The organism is Celerinatantimonas sediminis (assembly GCF_046054195.1).
Classification (GTDB): domain Bacteria; phylum Pseudomonadota; class Gammaproteobacteria; order Enterobacterales; family Celerinatantimonadaceae; genus Celerinatantimonas.
The window spans coordinates 1-13,369 of record NZ_JBEQCS010000008.1 but is presented as its reverse complement, the minus strand read 5'-3'; the positions used below and the strand labels follow the sequence as shown (position 1 = coordinate 13,369).

General features: G+C 43.2%; 14 protein-coding genes. 6 read left to right on the top strand and 8 right to left on the bottom strand.

Going from position 1 to position 13,369, the window contains the following annotated elements:
- Positions 1-34 precede the first annotated feature (34 nt).
- From gcvH to folB, 6 genes are all read right to left on the bottom strand, one after another.
- A complete protein-coding gene (gene gcvH, locus ABTQ23_RS10730) occupies positions 35-430 on the bottom strand; it encodes a glycine cleavage system protein GcvH (protein ID WP_408615721.1) in 396 nt (131 codons plus the stop codon).
- Positions 431-451: 21 nt separating this feature from the next.
- Positions 452-1,540, bottom strand: a complete 1,089-nt coding sequence (gene gcvT / locus ABTQ23_RS10725) for a glycine cleavage system aminomethyltransferase GcvT (protein ID WP_408615720.1) — start codon at positions 1,538-1,540, stop codon at positions 452-454.
- An 809-nt stretch (positions 1,541-2,349) separates the two neighbouring features.
- Positions 2,350-2,736, bottom strand: coding sequence for an SEN1984 family lipoprotein (locus tag ABTQ23_RS10720; RefSeq protein WP_408615719.1), 387 nt, complete (start codon positions 2,734-2,736; stop codon positions 2,350-2,352).
- 272 nt (positions 2,737-3,008) lie between these two features.
- Entirely contained in the window at positions 3,009-3,806 is a 798-nt protein-coding gene (locus ABTQ23_RS10715) for an undecaprenyl-diphosphate phosphatase (protein WP_408615718.1), read from the bottom strand.
- Positions 3,757-4,311 carry a 2-amino-4-hydroxy-6-hydroxymethyldihydropteridine diphosphokinase gene (gene folK / locus ABTQ23_RS10710; RefSeq protein ID WP_408615716.1) on the bottom strand — a complete coding sequence of 185 codons (555 nt, stop codon included), beginning with the start codon at positions 4,309-4,311 and terminating at the stop codon, positions 3,757-3,759. The genes ABTQ23_RS10715 and folK overlap by 50 nt, the downstream gene beginning before the upstream one ends.
- Positions 4,311-4,670 (bottom strand): dihydroneopterin aldolase, encoded by a 360-nt coding sequence (gene folB / locus ABTQ23_RS10705; protein ID WP_408615715.1) that lies wholly within the window; start codon positions 4,668-4,670, stop codon positions 4,311-4,313. Before folB ends, folK begins: the two co-directional genes overlap by 1 nt.
- A gap of 156 nt (positions 4,671-4,826) precedes the next feature.
- Here folB and plsY point away from each other — a divergent pair, with 156 nt between their 5' ends.
- A complete protein-coding gene (gene plsY / locus ABTQ23_RS10700) occupies positions 4,827-5,426 on the top strand; it encodes a glycerol-3-phosphate 1-O-acyltransferase PlsY (RefSeq protein ID WP_408615714.1) in 600 nt (199 codons plus the stop codon).
- A gap of 167 nt (positions 5,427-5,593) precedes the next feature.
- On the opposite strand, the gene tsaD is transcribed toward plsY, so the two are convergent.
- Positions 5,594-6,607: a tRNA (adenosine(37)-N6)-threonylcarbamoyltransferase complex transferase subunit TsaD gene (gene tsaD, locus ABTQ23_RS10695; protein WP_408615713.1), complete on the bottom strand. Its 1,014-nt coding sequence runs from the start codon at positions 6,605-6,607 to the stop codon at positions 5,594-5,596.
- Between the two features lie 183 nt (positions 6,608-6,790).
- Here tsaD and rpsU point away from each other — a divergent pair, with 183 nt between their 5' ends.
- The 5 genes from rpsU to ABTQ23_RS10670 all read left to right on the top strand — a co-directional run bounded on the left by rpsU (position 6,791) and on the right by ABTQ23_RS10670 (position 13,291).
- Positions 6,791-7,006: a 30S ribosomal protein S21 gene (gene rpsU / locus ABTQ23_RS10690; RefSeq protein WP_131912597.1), complete on the top strand. Its 216-nt coding sequence runs from the start codon at positions 6,791-6,793 to the stop codon at positions 7,004-7,006.
- Positions 7,007-7,060: 54 nt separating this feature from the next.
- A complete protein-coding gene (locus tag ABTQ23_RS10685) occupies positions 7,061-7,504 on the top strand; it encodes a GatB/YqeY domain-containing protein (RefSeq protein ID WP_408615712.1) in 444 nt (147 codons plus the stop codon).
- A 106-nt stretch (positions 7,505-7,610) separates the two neighbouring features.
- Positions 7,611-9,395: a DNA primase gene (gene dnaG, locus ABTQ23_RS10680; protein ID WP_408615711.1), complete on the top strand. Its 1,785-nt coding sequence runs from the start codon at positions 7,611-7,613 to the stop codon at positions 9,393-9,395.
- Between the two features lie 133 nt (positions 9,396-9,528).
- Positions 9,529-11,373 carry an RNA polymerase sigma factor RpoD gene (gene rpoD, locus ABTQ23_RS10675; protein WP_408615710.1) on the top strand — a complete coding sequence of 615 codons (1,845 nt, stop codon included), beginning with the start codon at positions 9,529-9,531 and terminating at the stop codon, positions 11,371-11,373.
- Between the two features lie 1,489 nt (positions 11,374-12,862).
- The gene (locus tag ABTQ23_RS10670; protein WP_408615709.1) at positions 12,863-13,291 is read left to right on the top strand and encodes a DEAD/DEAH box helicase family protein; all 429 of its coding nucleotides are present in this window, start codon (positions 12,863-12,865) and stop codon (positions 13,289-13,291) included.
- Here the strand turns inward: ABTQ23_RS10670 and ABTQ23_RS10665 are convergent.
- On the bottom strand, positions 13,252-13,369 hold a 118-nt coding region (locus ABTQ23_RS10665; protein WP_408615903.1), incomplete at its 5' end, for an IS3 family transposase. The genes ABTQ23_RS10670 and ABTQ23_RS10665 overlap by 40 nt on opposite strands.

The window sequence follows — 13,369 nt, the reverse complement described above, 5'->3', positions numbered from 1 at the left end:
CGACACAAGTGTCAGGGCGCGACAATTTGGTTGCTTATTCCTCTTCTTCTTCAAGAGAGTTCTGATATTCTTCAGCACTTAGCAACTGTTCATATTCTTCTACATCAGATGATTTAATCTGGAATAACCAGCCATCGCCGTATGGGTCTGAGTTTAAAAGCTCTGGACTGTCTTCAAGCTCTTCGTTAATCGCCACAATTGTGCCGCTTAACGGTGAATAAATGTCAGATGCCGCTTTAACTGATTCAGCTACTGCGCAGTCATCGCCACCGGCGACTTCGTCATCAACATCAGGTAGGTCAACGAAAACCATATCGCCCAATAATTCTTGAGCATGGTCGCTAATGCCAATGGTGTAAACACCGTCACCTTCTTTACGAACCCACTCATGCGAGGTGGTAAATTTTAAATCACTAGGGATGTCACTCATCAGATATTCCTTTAAAAATTGTCAGCAAACCTGTTTGCCATTGCGCACAAACACAGGTGGAACCACTTTAACTTTAATGGCTTTTTTACGCATTTGCACAACACAACTGTCTTGAACATCTGCGCTTACGCGAGCCAATGCAATACTTAAACCTAATGTCGGAGAAAAACTACCGGAGGTAATCACACCCACGCTATTTGAGCCTTCTTCAAGAAGAACTTCTTGGCCCTGGCGCATAACCCCTTTTTGCTCCATAACTAAGCCGACCAACTTGTCAGTGCCCTGCTCTTTTTGGGCCGTTAATGCTTGGCGTCCGATAAAATCACGCTCTTGCGGTTCCCAAGCAATCGTCCAACCCATATTGGCAGCTAATGGCGAAACACTTTCATCCATATCCTGACCATATAAATTCATGCCGGCTTCAAGGCGCAACGTATCGCGAGCGCCTAATCCACAAGGTGCGACACCAGCATCCAGTAACTGCTGCCAAAGCTGGCTGGCGTTATCTTCGTGCACGACGATTTCGTAACCAGCTTCACCGGTATAACCGGTGGTGGCGATGAATAAGTCATCGACTTGTTTACCAAAAAATGGCTTCATTCCATCTAACTGAGCAACTTGCTCGGGCGACAAAAGCTGCTGCGTTTTAGCTATCGCATTTGGACCTTGAACTGCAATCATCGCAAGCTCAGGGCGTTCAGTCACAGTGACATCGAAAGCTGCGCTTTGCTGATTCAACCAGGCGAGATCTTTATCGTGGGTGGCTGAGTTAACAACCATGCGATAGTGGGTTTCACTAAAAAAGTAGGTAATGAGATCGTCGATGACACCGGCATCAGGAGTGAGCATTGCACTGTATAGTGCTTTACCCGGTGTTTTAAGCCGGCCGACATTGTTAGCGAGCAACTTCTGTAAGAACGCTTGAGCCTGCGCACCTTCGATATCCACAATCGTCATATGCGAAACGTCGAACATTCCCGCATCACGTCTGACACTGTGATGTTCTTCAATCTGAGAGCCATAATGGATAGGCATTAGCCAACCATGAAAATCGACCATTTTGGCACCAGCGCGAAGGTGCTGCTCATACAGCACAGTCTGTTTTACCATGTTGTTTCCCTTGCTTGATAGCTGTTCACCGTATCCAAATTGGGGGCAGATACGGCGAATGAATACGCTGATTATAAACATGGAGCTAAGGCACATGAAAGCGCCAAAACCCAAATTTAAATAATCATTCCATCAATCTTACCCATTTATCACATAATCAAATAAACAGAGAAAACACACAAATATAGCCCTATAAGTCTGAAAAAATCATATGGTTTTCTATATTTAGGAATATTTCACCAAAAAATAATCATAAAACAGATAATCCATTTGCAACCGCCCCAACCATTCGGATTAGTTTTAATTATCCGAATGGTTGGTAAAATTAGAATAAATCATACTCACCGAGCTGATTGCTTCTAAAAGTGTAGTACGACTTCGGCCGCTGTTAGAACCAATCGAAAAAGATCGTAAAAGCGTCATAAATCTCTAACGCATAAGTTTCAACAACTTACCAATTGTATAAAAATAACACAGTTTTATTTGCTGATTTTAGGCAGGTAAAACTAAAGAACGATGGTAGATGCTCGTTTATTTTCAAAATAAACAATAAATTCTAATGTACAGAGAAAATGCGATCAAACGTTGTTAAACGAAAAAAGAACACTCAATAGTAGTTAGAACTAAAAAGCAGATAAGCTTCTTTATTATCTAGATAATAAAAATCTAGCACTCATAATTAAATACTAATTTTTCACACAAAAGTATTATAATTACATAATACAATTTAGTTATTTTAACTAAATATAAAAATGCCATATCATTTGATATGGCATTCAATTACTTTATTTCTATGTGCTTATATCAGACTATTTATATAAGCCTGTTTTAATAGATACTGGGGAGTTGGACATGGAGTATTGGAAAACGACATCTTTTTTGAACATTACGATAAGCTGTTTTTTGGTTCCAGAAGCAGATGATCCAAACCAATTCACAATCGGAATATAGTTTACCGCATCGCTTGATACATCAGCTAAATCATACTCCCAAATCAGGTTCCCTGCGTCTGTAAACGATGTTTTAGCAGGATCACCAAATAGTTGTCGAACCTGACTTTTAGTCGTTACACCTTTAGTGATTTTTGATTGAACCGTCGCTGATGTTTCATTTTTTAATGATTGATTTCCAGAAGAAGCACATCCAGTTAAAGCTAATAGAATAAGAACACATCCTGTCATTATATATTTTTTCATTAATATATTCCTTTACTCATACAAATGTATTATTTATCTCAAAGTTCCAATTAATTTTTTATTATTACAACAACAGTGAAAATTAAATTAACTTAATATGAATATCAATAAAAAAGTGACATAGATGAGAGATTACTTTTCATTTAACTCATTTTTTTCATAAAAGTAACCTAAAGGTAGAATATATAAAACCATTATTTAACCAATAGTTTCATATATTCTATAAGAGGGTTTAATCAAAGATAAAAATAGATTTTTAATCGATTAGATAGCTAAATCGTCATCCACACTAGAACGACACCGAGCAGCAGACGATAAATCACAAATGGCAGCATCCCGACCTTGGTGATCCATTTTAAGAAGAAATAGATGCAAGCCAGCGCACTGGCAAATGATAAGACAAACCCAAGCCCTAGCTGATGCCATGGCATCGTGACTGATGAGTGCGCCACTTCAACACCTAACAATGTGCCAGCACCGAGAATAATCGGGATAGACAACAAAAAGGAGAAGCGAGCCGCAGCCTCACGGGTATAACCTAATTGGCGGGCAGCGGTCATAGTGATCCCTGAGCGAGATGTACCAGGAATGACAGCAATGGCTTGAGCAATCCCAATGTATAAGGCATGTTTAAAGCTCATATGGGAATTATCAAAGCGCTGCGGCATTTGTAAATCAACCCATCCCAACAACAGTCCAAAAATCAGCGTTGTTGCCGCAATAACACCCGCCGAGCGAGTGTAGGTTTCAATCCAGTCACTACACAATCCACCAAACACAACTGCCGGAATGGTCGCCAGAATAATAAACCAAGCCAGTTTGCTATCACTGCTGTGTTTGCGTTTAAAAATCGAAGCAAACCAAGCGACTAACAACCGACGGACATCATGGCGAAAGTACACTAAAACCGCTAATAACGTACCAAGATGAACCGTCACATCAAATACTGGTCCTTGATCCGGCCAGCCGAATAATTGCGAAGGAAGAATTAAATGAGCAGAGCTAGAAATAGGTAAAAATTCAGTAAATCCCTGGATGAGGGAAAGAAAGATGACATGCATTGTAGTCATAAACAGTACTCAGATTGGTCAAAAAACTATCGTCTACACGAGTCAAAGGGATAGCATTCACGGCCAATTGTTGCCACATTTGCTCCAGTGATAACCCTGTATGCGGATGAACTAACGCCCCTGCAATCTCAGCGAGAGGTCGTAAAACGAACGCATTGAAACAGATTTCAGGGCGAGGTAAAAGACACGGTGACTCACAAACAACTCGGTCATAAAGTAAAATATCAATATCAAGCGTACGTGACGAGCATTTTTTAGCATTTTGTGGTCGGCCACAATGGTACTCTATCTCACGTAACTTTTGGCAAAGCTCTGACAACTCAAGGGTTGTATTAAAACCTGCCACTAGATTATAAAAATCCGGCCCATTAAAACCGACCGCTTCAGAGCGATAGATTTCTGAGCGGGTTAACTGACCAACCAATTGTTCGATTAAATCAAGGCCTCTTAATAATGAGTGTTCTCGATTTAAGTTACTACCAATACCTATATATACTCGCGCCATTATGCGCCGCTCCACTCCCGCACTATTTTCACACCCACGCAGCCTGCATTTGCAACGGCCTTAGGTTTACGCACGGTTACTTCCACACAAGAAACCTCAAATTCATTCAAGATCAGTTGCGCAACTTCCTCAGCAACGGTTTCTATCAGCTCATATGGCTGGCCCTGAACTAATGCAGTGACAGCTTCACTCACTGCAGCATAGTTTAAAGCGTGACGGAGTTCATCTTCTGATGCAGCCAGTCGATTATCCCAATCCATGGTCAAATCTAAAACTAACTGCTGTTTTATTTGTTTTTCCCAATCGTATACGCCAATCGTGGTCAAAATAGACAGGTTCTCAATAAAAACTTTATCCATTAATGTCAAACCTACTTGATGTTCACCATAGCGTAGCGCGGATAAACCACGTATGATTACCTACTAGGTGATCGCGTGAATAATGTAATTTAAGTGGGCGATGATAGCTCAAATCGCTTAACTTAGGAATCAGTGAATGCAATTGGATTGGTTAAGATGGGAATTATTGGATTTATATTTATTATCGGGGCCTATCTAATCGGGTCAATCTCAAGTGCTGTGCTCATTAGCCGCCTGTTCCATTTACCCGACCCTCGCCACAACGGCTCTGAAAACCCCGGAGCTACAAATGTCTATCGCCTTGGTGGACGCTTTCCTGCTGTATTAGTCCTGTTACTTGATATGCTCAAAGGGGTCATTCCTGTTTGGGGCGGTTATTTCGCTGGCTTGCCACCGATTATCTTAGGCGGCATTGCCATTGCCGTCTGTTTTGGCCACATGTTTCCTATATTCTTTCACTTTGAAGGCGGCAAAGGTGTTGCCACAGCATTTGGCGCTGTGCTGCCGATTGGCCTTGATTTAGGCGGCCTACTCATTGTGACTTGGTTTATCGTACTGTTGGTCACTGGCTATTCATCAGCAGCAGCGCTATTAACCGTATTACTTGCGCCCCTATTCACCTGGTTGATTAAACCCGAATATACGTTGCCTGTATCAATGTTGGCGTGTTTGATTATTTTGCGCCACCACAGCAATATTTTAAGGTTGTGGAATCAGACTGAATCGAAAATCGTCAATCGCCGCCAAAAAAAATGAGTGATGCCAAAGCGCTGTTAACCTTTCGTAGTTGATTTATTCAATTAAACACATTGAATGCAGTGTAATCTGAGTGGCTTTTTGGGCTAAATAAGCAGGCTGCAAAACGAATCACTAAACGTCAGCAGCCCCTAACAATCACTCACGCTTAGTTTATCGATTGTCTTTTATAACGGTGCCAGCTGGTCCAGCGGCCAACGCGGTGTTGCACTAATTGCCAGTGGCTGCGTTTGCCCGGCTTTAAAGCGCTGCATTCCAGCGTACGCTATCATTGCGCCATTATCGGTACAAAATTCAGTGCGCGGATAAAACACTTCACCACCGCGTTTATGCATCATATCGCCTAAATCAGCGCGCAGTCGTTTATTAGCACTCACGCCGCCGGCAATCACTAATCGTTTAAAACCAGTTTCATCCAGAGCTCGGCGACATTTAATAATCAGCGTATCAACCACCGCTTGCTCAAAAGCCAAAGCGATATCACAACGCGTTTGTTCATCATTACCACTGTCAGCAATGGTATTGGCTGCAAATGTTTTAAGCCCAGAAAAGCTCATATCAAGCCCGGGACGGTCTGTCATTGGTCGTGGAAACTTAAAGCGCCCAGCAACGCCCTGCTCGGCCAATTTTGACAATCTCGGCCCGCCTGGGTAATCAAGCCCCATTAGTTTAGCGGTTTTATCAAAGGCTTCACCGGCAGCGTCATCAATCGACTCGCCCATAATTTGATACTGACCAATGCCATCGACCCGCACGATCATGGTATGGCCACCTGAGACCAAAAGCGCTAAAAATGGAAATTCTGGAGCCGGTTCTTCTAGCATTGGCGCAAGCAAATGCCCTTCCATATGATGAACAGCAACAGCAGGTTTTCCCCAAGCCATCGCCAACGAACGAGCAGTTGTTGCACCAACTAATAATGCACCTACCAAACCGGGGCCTGCAGTGTAAGCGACCGCATCGATATCATCTTTAGTTGAGTCAGCATCTTTTAGGGCCTGCTCAATTAACGGGATCACTTTGCGAATGTGATCGCGTGAGGCAAGCTCAGGGACAACCCCACCGTAATCAGCGTGTAATTTGATCTGTGAGTAGAGTTGGTGAGATAATAACTCACACTGGTCATCGTAAATAGCGATACCAGTTTCGTCACAAGAGGTCTCGATACCGAGAACGCGCATGTTTTTAGCTCCGAGTGCTCCAAGATGGGCGCATAGTTTACTCGTGTTATCGCACAGAAACCAGATTGAAGTAAAATTGAGCTTTACAAGCGCCCCCCCTTTTGATTAAAATTTCGCACCATTTTTAAACAGTCAGGCTGAAATAACTCAGCCGTTAACTAAAACCCCTGAGGTGATCGGCATATGCCAGTAGTTAAAGTACGTGAAAACGAACCATTTGACGTAGCACTGCGTCGCTTTAAACGCTCTTGCGAAAAAGCAGGTATTCTTTCTGAAGTTCGCCGTCGTGAATTCTATGAAAAACCAACTGCTGCTCGTAAACGTGCAAAAGCTGCAGCTGTTAAACGTCATGCTAAAAAATTGGCTCGTGAAAACGCACGTCGCGTTCGTCTGTACTAATTGATTTATTTGGATTAAGTTAGTTAGACAATTCACAAAAGAGTTTAAAGTAAAATGTCCCTGAAAGTTCAATTGCAAAACGCTCAGAAGGACGCACTGCGGGCCAAAGATAAAGCCCGCTTAAGTACGTTGCGTATGGTCATGGCTGAAATCAAACAGCTCGAAGTTGATGAACGCATTGAAGTTAGCGATGACCGCATTATTGCCATTATCACCAAAATGGTGAAACAGCGTCAGGATGCTGCTAAGCAGTTTCACGACGCAGGTCGAGAAGACCTGGCAGAGCATGAACTGGCAGAAATCCCTGTATTACAGGAATTCTTGCCGCAGCAGCTTAGCGACGAAGAGGTTGCCCAGTTAATTACTCAGGCAATCGACAAAGTAGGCGCTAGCGGCATGGGGGACATGGGCAAGGTAATGGGCGTGTTGAAACCACAGGTCCAAGGCCGTGCCGACATGGGAGCAATCAGCGGGCTTGTCCGAAGCAAATTAAACTGATTAATCTCCTGTGATTTTCGGACAAGCCGCACACTCGGCTGAGTGGGCGGCTTGTCTGTTTCTGTCTAAGCAGTATCGGCAAACGTTTAAGCAAAGCTGAGGGTGTATGGCTGGTCGAATTTCGCAGCAATTTATTGATGATCTGTTATCTCGAGTAGATATCGTCAGTTTAATTGATCAGCGAGTTCATTTAAAAAAAGCCGGCAAAAACTATCAGGCTTGTTGTCCATTTCATAACGAAAAAACTCCCTCTTTTACCGTCAGTCCTGACAAACAGTTTTATCACTGCTTTGGTTGTGGCGCACATGGTAATGCTATTGGCTTTTTAATGGAGTACGAACGCTTTGATTTTGTCGAAGCAGTTGAAGAGCTCGCAGCCATGGTCGGTGTTGAAGTTGAGCGCGAAGAGAGCGGTCACTCAAACACCAACAGCGCATATCAAAATCAAGCAAAAAGCCGTGACCTTTATGAACTGATGACTCAGGTAAATCGTTTTTATCAGTATCAACTGCGCCATAACCCGCGCAAAGAGATGGTGATCGATTACCTTAAAGGACGAGGCCTGAGCGGAGAAATCGTTAAAGAATTCGGAATCGGCTACTCCCCCGATGAATGGGATAGTGTCGCCAAACAGTTTGGTCGAAGCACCGCTACAAGCGATCAACTACTGCGCTGCGGTATGTTGATCGAAAACGAAAAAAAACATCGTTATGACCGATTCCGTGACCGGTTGATGTTTCCGATTCGAGATCGCCGAGGCCGCCATATCGGCTTTGGGGGGCGTGTTTTAGGAGAAGGCACACCAAAATACTTGAATTCTCCAGAAACGGATATATTTCATAAAGGACGAGAGTTATACGGCTTTTATGAAGTCAGGCAAAAACATAAACACATCGATCAGATCTTAGTCGTTGAAGGCTATATGGATGTGGTATCGCTGGCTCAGTTTGGTGTTGATTACGCTGTAGCAAGCCTTGGTACATCGACCACATCTGAACAGCTACAAATGCTGTTTCGCGCGACCAATCGCGTGATTTGCTGTTATGACGGAGACCGTGCTGGACGTGATGCGGCATGGCGAGCACTTCAAAACGCCCTGCCACAGCTGCGCGATGGCATTGAAATGCAGTTTATGTTTTTACCTGATGGCGAAGACCCAGACACATTGGTGCGCCAAATTGCCAAAGAAGGCTTTGAACAGCGCTTGCATCAAGCACAGCCGCTCTCAGAGTTTATGTTTAGCAAACTATCCAATGAGATAGACACCCGCACCGATGCCGGGAAAAGCCACTTAGCGAACGAAGCTAGGACACTGATTACACAAGTCCAGGCAGGTTTTTATCAAGATATGTTAAAAACCACATTAGCCCGTTGGCTGCGCTGGGATGAACAGCGTATTGAACGATTTTTTTCCGAGCCCAAACAGGCTCGTAAAAATACAGCTCCGAGTGTGAAGCTGACCCCAATGCGCAGAGCCATTGCGATTGTCCTGCAATATCCGCAGGCCGCGCTAAGTGCACCAAACATGCACTTTTTAAAAGCTTTGCCGCTTAAGGGGAGTGATTTATTAGTTGAACTGATTGAACAGATTCAACAAAAAACGGATATAACCACAGCACAGTTGCTGGAACGATGGCGAGATAGACCTGAGGCAGCCGCATTAAACAAAATGGCCAGTTTTGATCTGGAAGGCGACGAGCTCATCGGTATTAACGGCTATACTCAAGAACTAAATGATATTCTCGCCAGTTTTGTCGAACAGCTTCTGCAACAGCGCTATGACCAGTTGCTGCATAAATCGCAGCAACCCGGCGTTCATTTAACCCGAAAGGAGAAATTAGAAATGTCGAAATTAGTGCTTGAATTGAAGCAAGACGGTAAGCCAGGATGATGAATATTTTTTCATCAATTTGACTTGAACTCACAAATTTAGCCCATATTTATGCTATATTACGATGTTTCACTCAATGAAGTGAAACGTTATCGATGTGTAGCAAGCGTAACTTAACTAGCGGATGATCTCTATGGAGCCAACCCCACAGTCACAACTCAAAGTCCTTTTAGCAAAGGGTAAAGAGCAAGGCTATCTCACCTATTCACAGGTGAACGATCATTTACCTGAAGACATTGTCGATTCAGATCAGGTTGAAGATATTATTCAAATGATCAACGACATGGGTATCACGGTCTATGAAAACGCGCCGGATGCCGATGAACTGATGCTGGCAGAAAATGCCGCCGACGAAGATGCGGTTGAAGCAGCTGCTCAAGCGCTAGCCTCAGTTGAGTCGGAAATTGGCCGCACAACCGATCCAGTGCGGATGTACATGCGCGAAATGGGTACCGTGGAACTGTTAACGCGCGAAGGCGAAATTGATATCGCCAAGCGGATCGAAGATGGGATTAATCAGGTTCAGTGTTCAGTTGCTGAATACCCTGACACCATCGCGATGTTATTAGATATGTATGACCAGTACCAGGCAGAAGAACTGCGTATTGGTGATATTGTATCCGGCTTTCTGGATGAGAGCGAAGTTGAAGATGCCGCACCGACCGCCACACATATTGGCTCGGAACTGGCTGAAAGTGATCGCGACGATGATGACGACGATGACGATGATGACGACAACGATGATGAAGATGACGATTCAGATGTAGGGATCGATCCAGAGCTCGCTAAAGAGCGCTTCACCGCACTGCGTGAAGTGTATGAGCAGTCTCTGGCCACCATCAACGAAAAAGGTCGTGACAGCAAAGCAGCTCGTGAAAGTATCGAAGCGTTAAGTGAAGTGTTCCATACTTTCCGTCTGGTACCTAAAGTCTTCGATAAAATCGTTGCACGCATGCGCTCAATGATGGACCGCGTTCGTACCCAAGAACGTCTAGTCATGAAGATGTGTGTTGAGCAAAGCAAAATGCCGAAAAAAGCATTTGTGAACGCTTTTGCTGGCAACGAATCATCAGCAGCATGGTTAGATGAACAGTTAGCGTCTGCTAAATCGTACGCTCCTGCGCTTAAAGAAGTGGAAGAAGAAGTACGCCGCAGCATTAGCAAACTGCATCAGGTTGAAGAAGAAACTGGATTAACTATCCAGAGCATTAAAGACATCAACCGTCGAATGAGCATTGGTGAAGCAAAAGCCCGCCGGGCGAAAAAAGAGATGGTTGAAGCCAACTTGCGTTTGGTTATTTCAATTGCCAAAAAATATACCAACCGTGGCCTGCAGTTCCTCGACCTGATTCAGGAAGGGAACATTGGCTTGATGAAAGCGGTTGATAAATTTGAATACCGGCGCGGTTATAAATTCTCAACCTATGCAACATGGTGGATCCGTCAGGCAATTACGCGTTCAATTGCTGACCAGGCTCGTACTATTCGTATTCCGGTACACATGATTGAAACCATCAACAAACTGAACCGGATTAGCCGTCAGATGCTTCAGGAAATGGGCCGTGAGCCAAACCCTGATGAACTGGCAGAACGGATGATGATGCCTGAAGATAAAATCCGTAAAGTGCTGAAAATCGCTAAAGAGCCGATTTCGATGGAAACACCGATCGGTGATGATGAAGATTCGCACTTAGGGGACTTTATCGAAGATACCACGTTGTCATTGCCAGTTGATGCAGCAACGAACGACAACCTGAAATTTGCAACACAGGAAGTCTTAGCAGGTCTAACACCGCGTGAAGCGAAGGTATTGCGGATGCGTTTTGGTATTGGCATGAATACCGATCACACCCTCGAAGAAGTTGGTAAACAGTTTGATGTAACGCGTGAACGTATTCGTCAGATTGAAGCCAAAGCGCTGCGTAAACTACGTCATCCAAGTCGTAGCGAACAATTGCGCAGTTTCCTCGATGAATAGGTTATTTATTGCGCAAACAGTACGTTAGGCAATAGACACGGCAGGCTGGATTACTTATAATCCAGCCTGTTTTCTATAAAACGCCATCAAATGGCCCTATAGCTCAGTTGGTTAGAGCAGTCGACTCATAATCGATTGGTCACTGGTTCTTATTGGGGGGTTGTTTCGAGGTTGTATTTAGAACTTCGAATTGATGGAATTTTTTCATTATCAGCAGAAGCTGATATGATGACAAAAAGCCTAGTTCGCTTTTGCGTATTAGCAATACAATATGGCCCCTTAGCTCAGTGGTTAGAGCAGGCGACTCATAAATTATTATTTGTGACCTATGTTAGTAATAACATACGGAAAAATCGGATGAATTGCTGGAAAGCTAAAGGATAGATAACTATCTCATGCCAATCAGCAGCCAAGCCCTTCAGGCGTGAAGGGAAGGTTCAGAGACTAGTTGGTTCAGCACGATCTTGCTGTGTAATACGACATTAGCGTCCGACATCCTACTGCATTGCAAGGATGATGATATAGTCCAGCCCTTTACGAAAGTATAGGAATGACTGAATCGCTTGGTCGACAGTTCAAGTCTGTCAGGGGCCACCACATTTATCCTAATTAAATCAGTTGGTTAGGAAGAAAAAGAAGCTTATCGGCTTCTTTTTTTTTAACTGCTGATTTCCTTTCAATTACAGCCTCACCAGAGTTACATCTGTATATAAATACAACATTTTTTAGGGTCAAAATTAAGATCCCCTCTCCTTAAATCGAACAAATTTAAGGTTGTATTTGAAATATCAAATAAAGGCATAACATCGAAGATTATGAGTCCTTTTTGGGGCTGTAATGGAGAGTTATCGATTAACTGGTGTGAATCTATCTGGCAAGAAGTACCAGTACGTCAAAGCAGATATTCACTCTTATGGTTGTTAGTTTTCATTAAACTCATCATGGTTTGATGATTCATCATGAGGTGATAGATTTGATAAAAGTCATATTTGGGGGCTTCAGTTCAATATCACCTGAAAATACCCCGCCAATCAAAATTTTCGTTTCGAAAGATGCTTACGCCCCTCCAGAAGTGGAGTCAGATAATAAAATTTGACCAAAGTTATATAGTTTGATCATTTTTGATGTTTTATGATGATTATGTCTGACTCATTTTTGCCCCAAAGTTGCTTAGCTCTACAATATGGACTCCATACTGTTGTCATTAGTTGACCTACTTTTGGTAATGGTTAACTATGTACCTAGTTTACGATTATGCGTCAGAACAACTCTGCCTGCATTTGTGATTTTCTTAGCCAATTGTCGGCTGCTAACACCATCACATCTTGATGACTGAACTAGATGTACAGTAAATAATACCGATGTGTTGGCACTATCAGCATGTGATGCTTTGGTAACGTGAGGACCACCCCACAACACCGTGCAAATAACACAACAGTATGATTGATGGTAAATTGACCCAAAAATCACTTTTAACTGAGAGGCTTAGGTGGCACAAAAAATCGAACACAAAATCGGCTCTAGCACATTGACTTGGTTACCGATAGATGATGTGCACCTTTCTCATGAAGACATATACGAGTCTTGGTGTAATTCAAACTTTCTATTTAGGGAAGAAAATGTCGCTAACGGCATTGAAGGATTGAGGCCACCTCAGATAGGTGGGGTTTTTGCTGCTCTTGGTTTCGAAAGATCGGACGACAGTAGCGCTGCTACTCTAGTGATGCCAACAGGAACCGGAAAGACGGAGACAATTCTATCTATCGTTGTAGCTGGCCATTTCAAAAAAACTCTAGTAGTTGTACCTTCAGATCCATTACGGGAACAAACAAAAGATAAATTTGTGCAGCTTGGTCTTTTAAGACAACTGAATCGCCACTACTTCACTAGACGACTTTTAGCCTCATTAAAATATTGACGCTCATACTCTAACGGCGATAGCCCATTATTGGAACTATGTTGTCGTTTCGGGTTATAAAACATCTCAATATAATTA

Coding starts and splice junctions, on each gene's coding strand:
- ABTQ23_RS10685 (WP_408615712.1), top strand. CDS start 7,061: ATGTCCCTGAAAGTTCAATTGCAAAACGCTCAGAAGGACGCACTGCGG.
- ABTQ23_RS10715 (WP_408615718.1), bottom strand. CDS start 3,806: ATGACTACAATGCATGTCATCTTTCTTTCCCTCATCCAGGGATTTACT.
- ABTQ23_RS10720 (WP_408615719.1), bottom strand. CDS start 2,736: ATGAAAAAATATATAATGACAGGATGTGTTCTTATTCTATTAGCTTTA.
- gcvH (WP_408615721.1), bottom strand. CDS start 430: ATGAGTGACATCCCTAGTGATTTAAAATTTACCACCTCGCATGAGTGG.
- rpsU (WP_131912597.1), top strand. CDS start 6,791: ATGCCAGTAGTTAAAGTACGTGAAAACGAACCATTTGACGTAGCACTG.
- plsY (WP_408615714.1), top strand. CDS start 4,827: ATGGGAATTATTGGATTTATATTTATTATCGGGGCCTATCTAATCGGG.
- folB (WP_408615715.1), bottom strand. CDS start 4,670: ATGGATAAAGTTTTTATTGAGAACCTGTCTATTTTGACCACGATTGGC.
- tsaD (WP_408615713.1), bottom strand. CDS start 6,607: ATGCGCGTTCTCGGTATCGAGACCTCTTGTGACGAAACTGGTATCGCT.
- dnaG (WP_408615711.1), top strand. CDS start 7,611: ATGGCTGGTCGAATTTCGCAGCAATTTATTGATGATCTGTTATCTCGA.
- gcvT (WP_408615720.1), bottom strand. CDS start 1,540: ATGGTAAAACAGACTGTGCTGTATGAGCAGCACCTTCGCGCTGGTGCC.
- folK (WP_408615716.1), bottom strand. CDS start 4,311: ATGGCGCGAGTATATATAGGTATTGGTAGTAACTTAAATCGAGAACAC.
- rpoD (WP_408615710.1), top strand. CDS start 9,529: ATGGAGCCAACCCCACAGTCACAACTCAAAGTCCTTTTAGCAAAGGGT.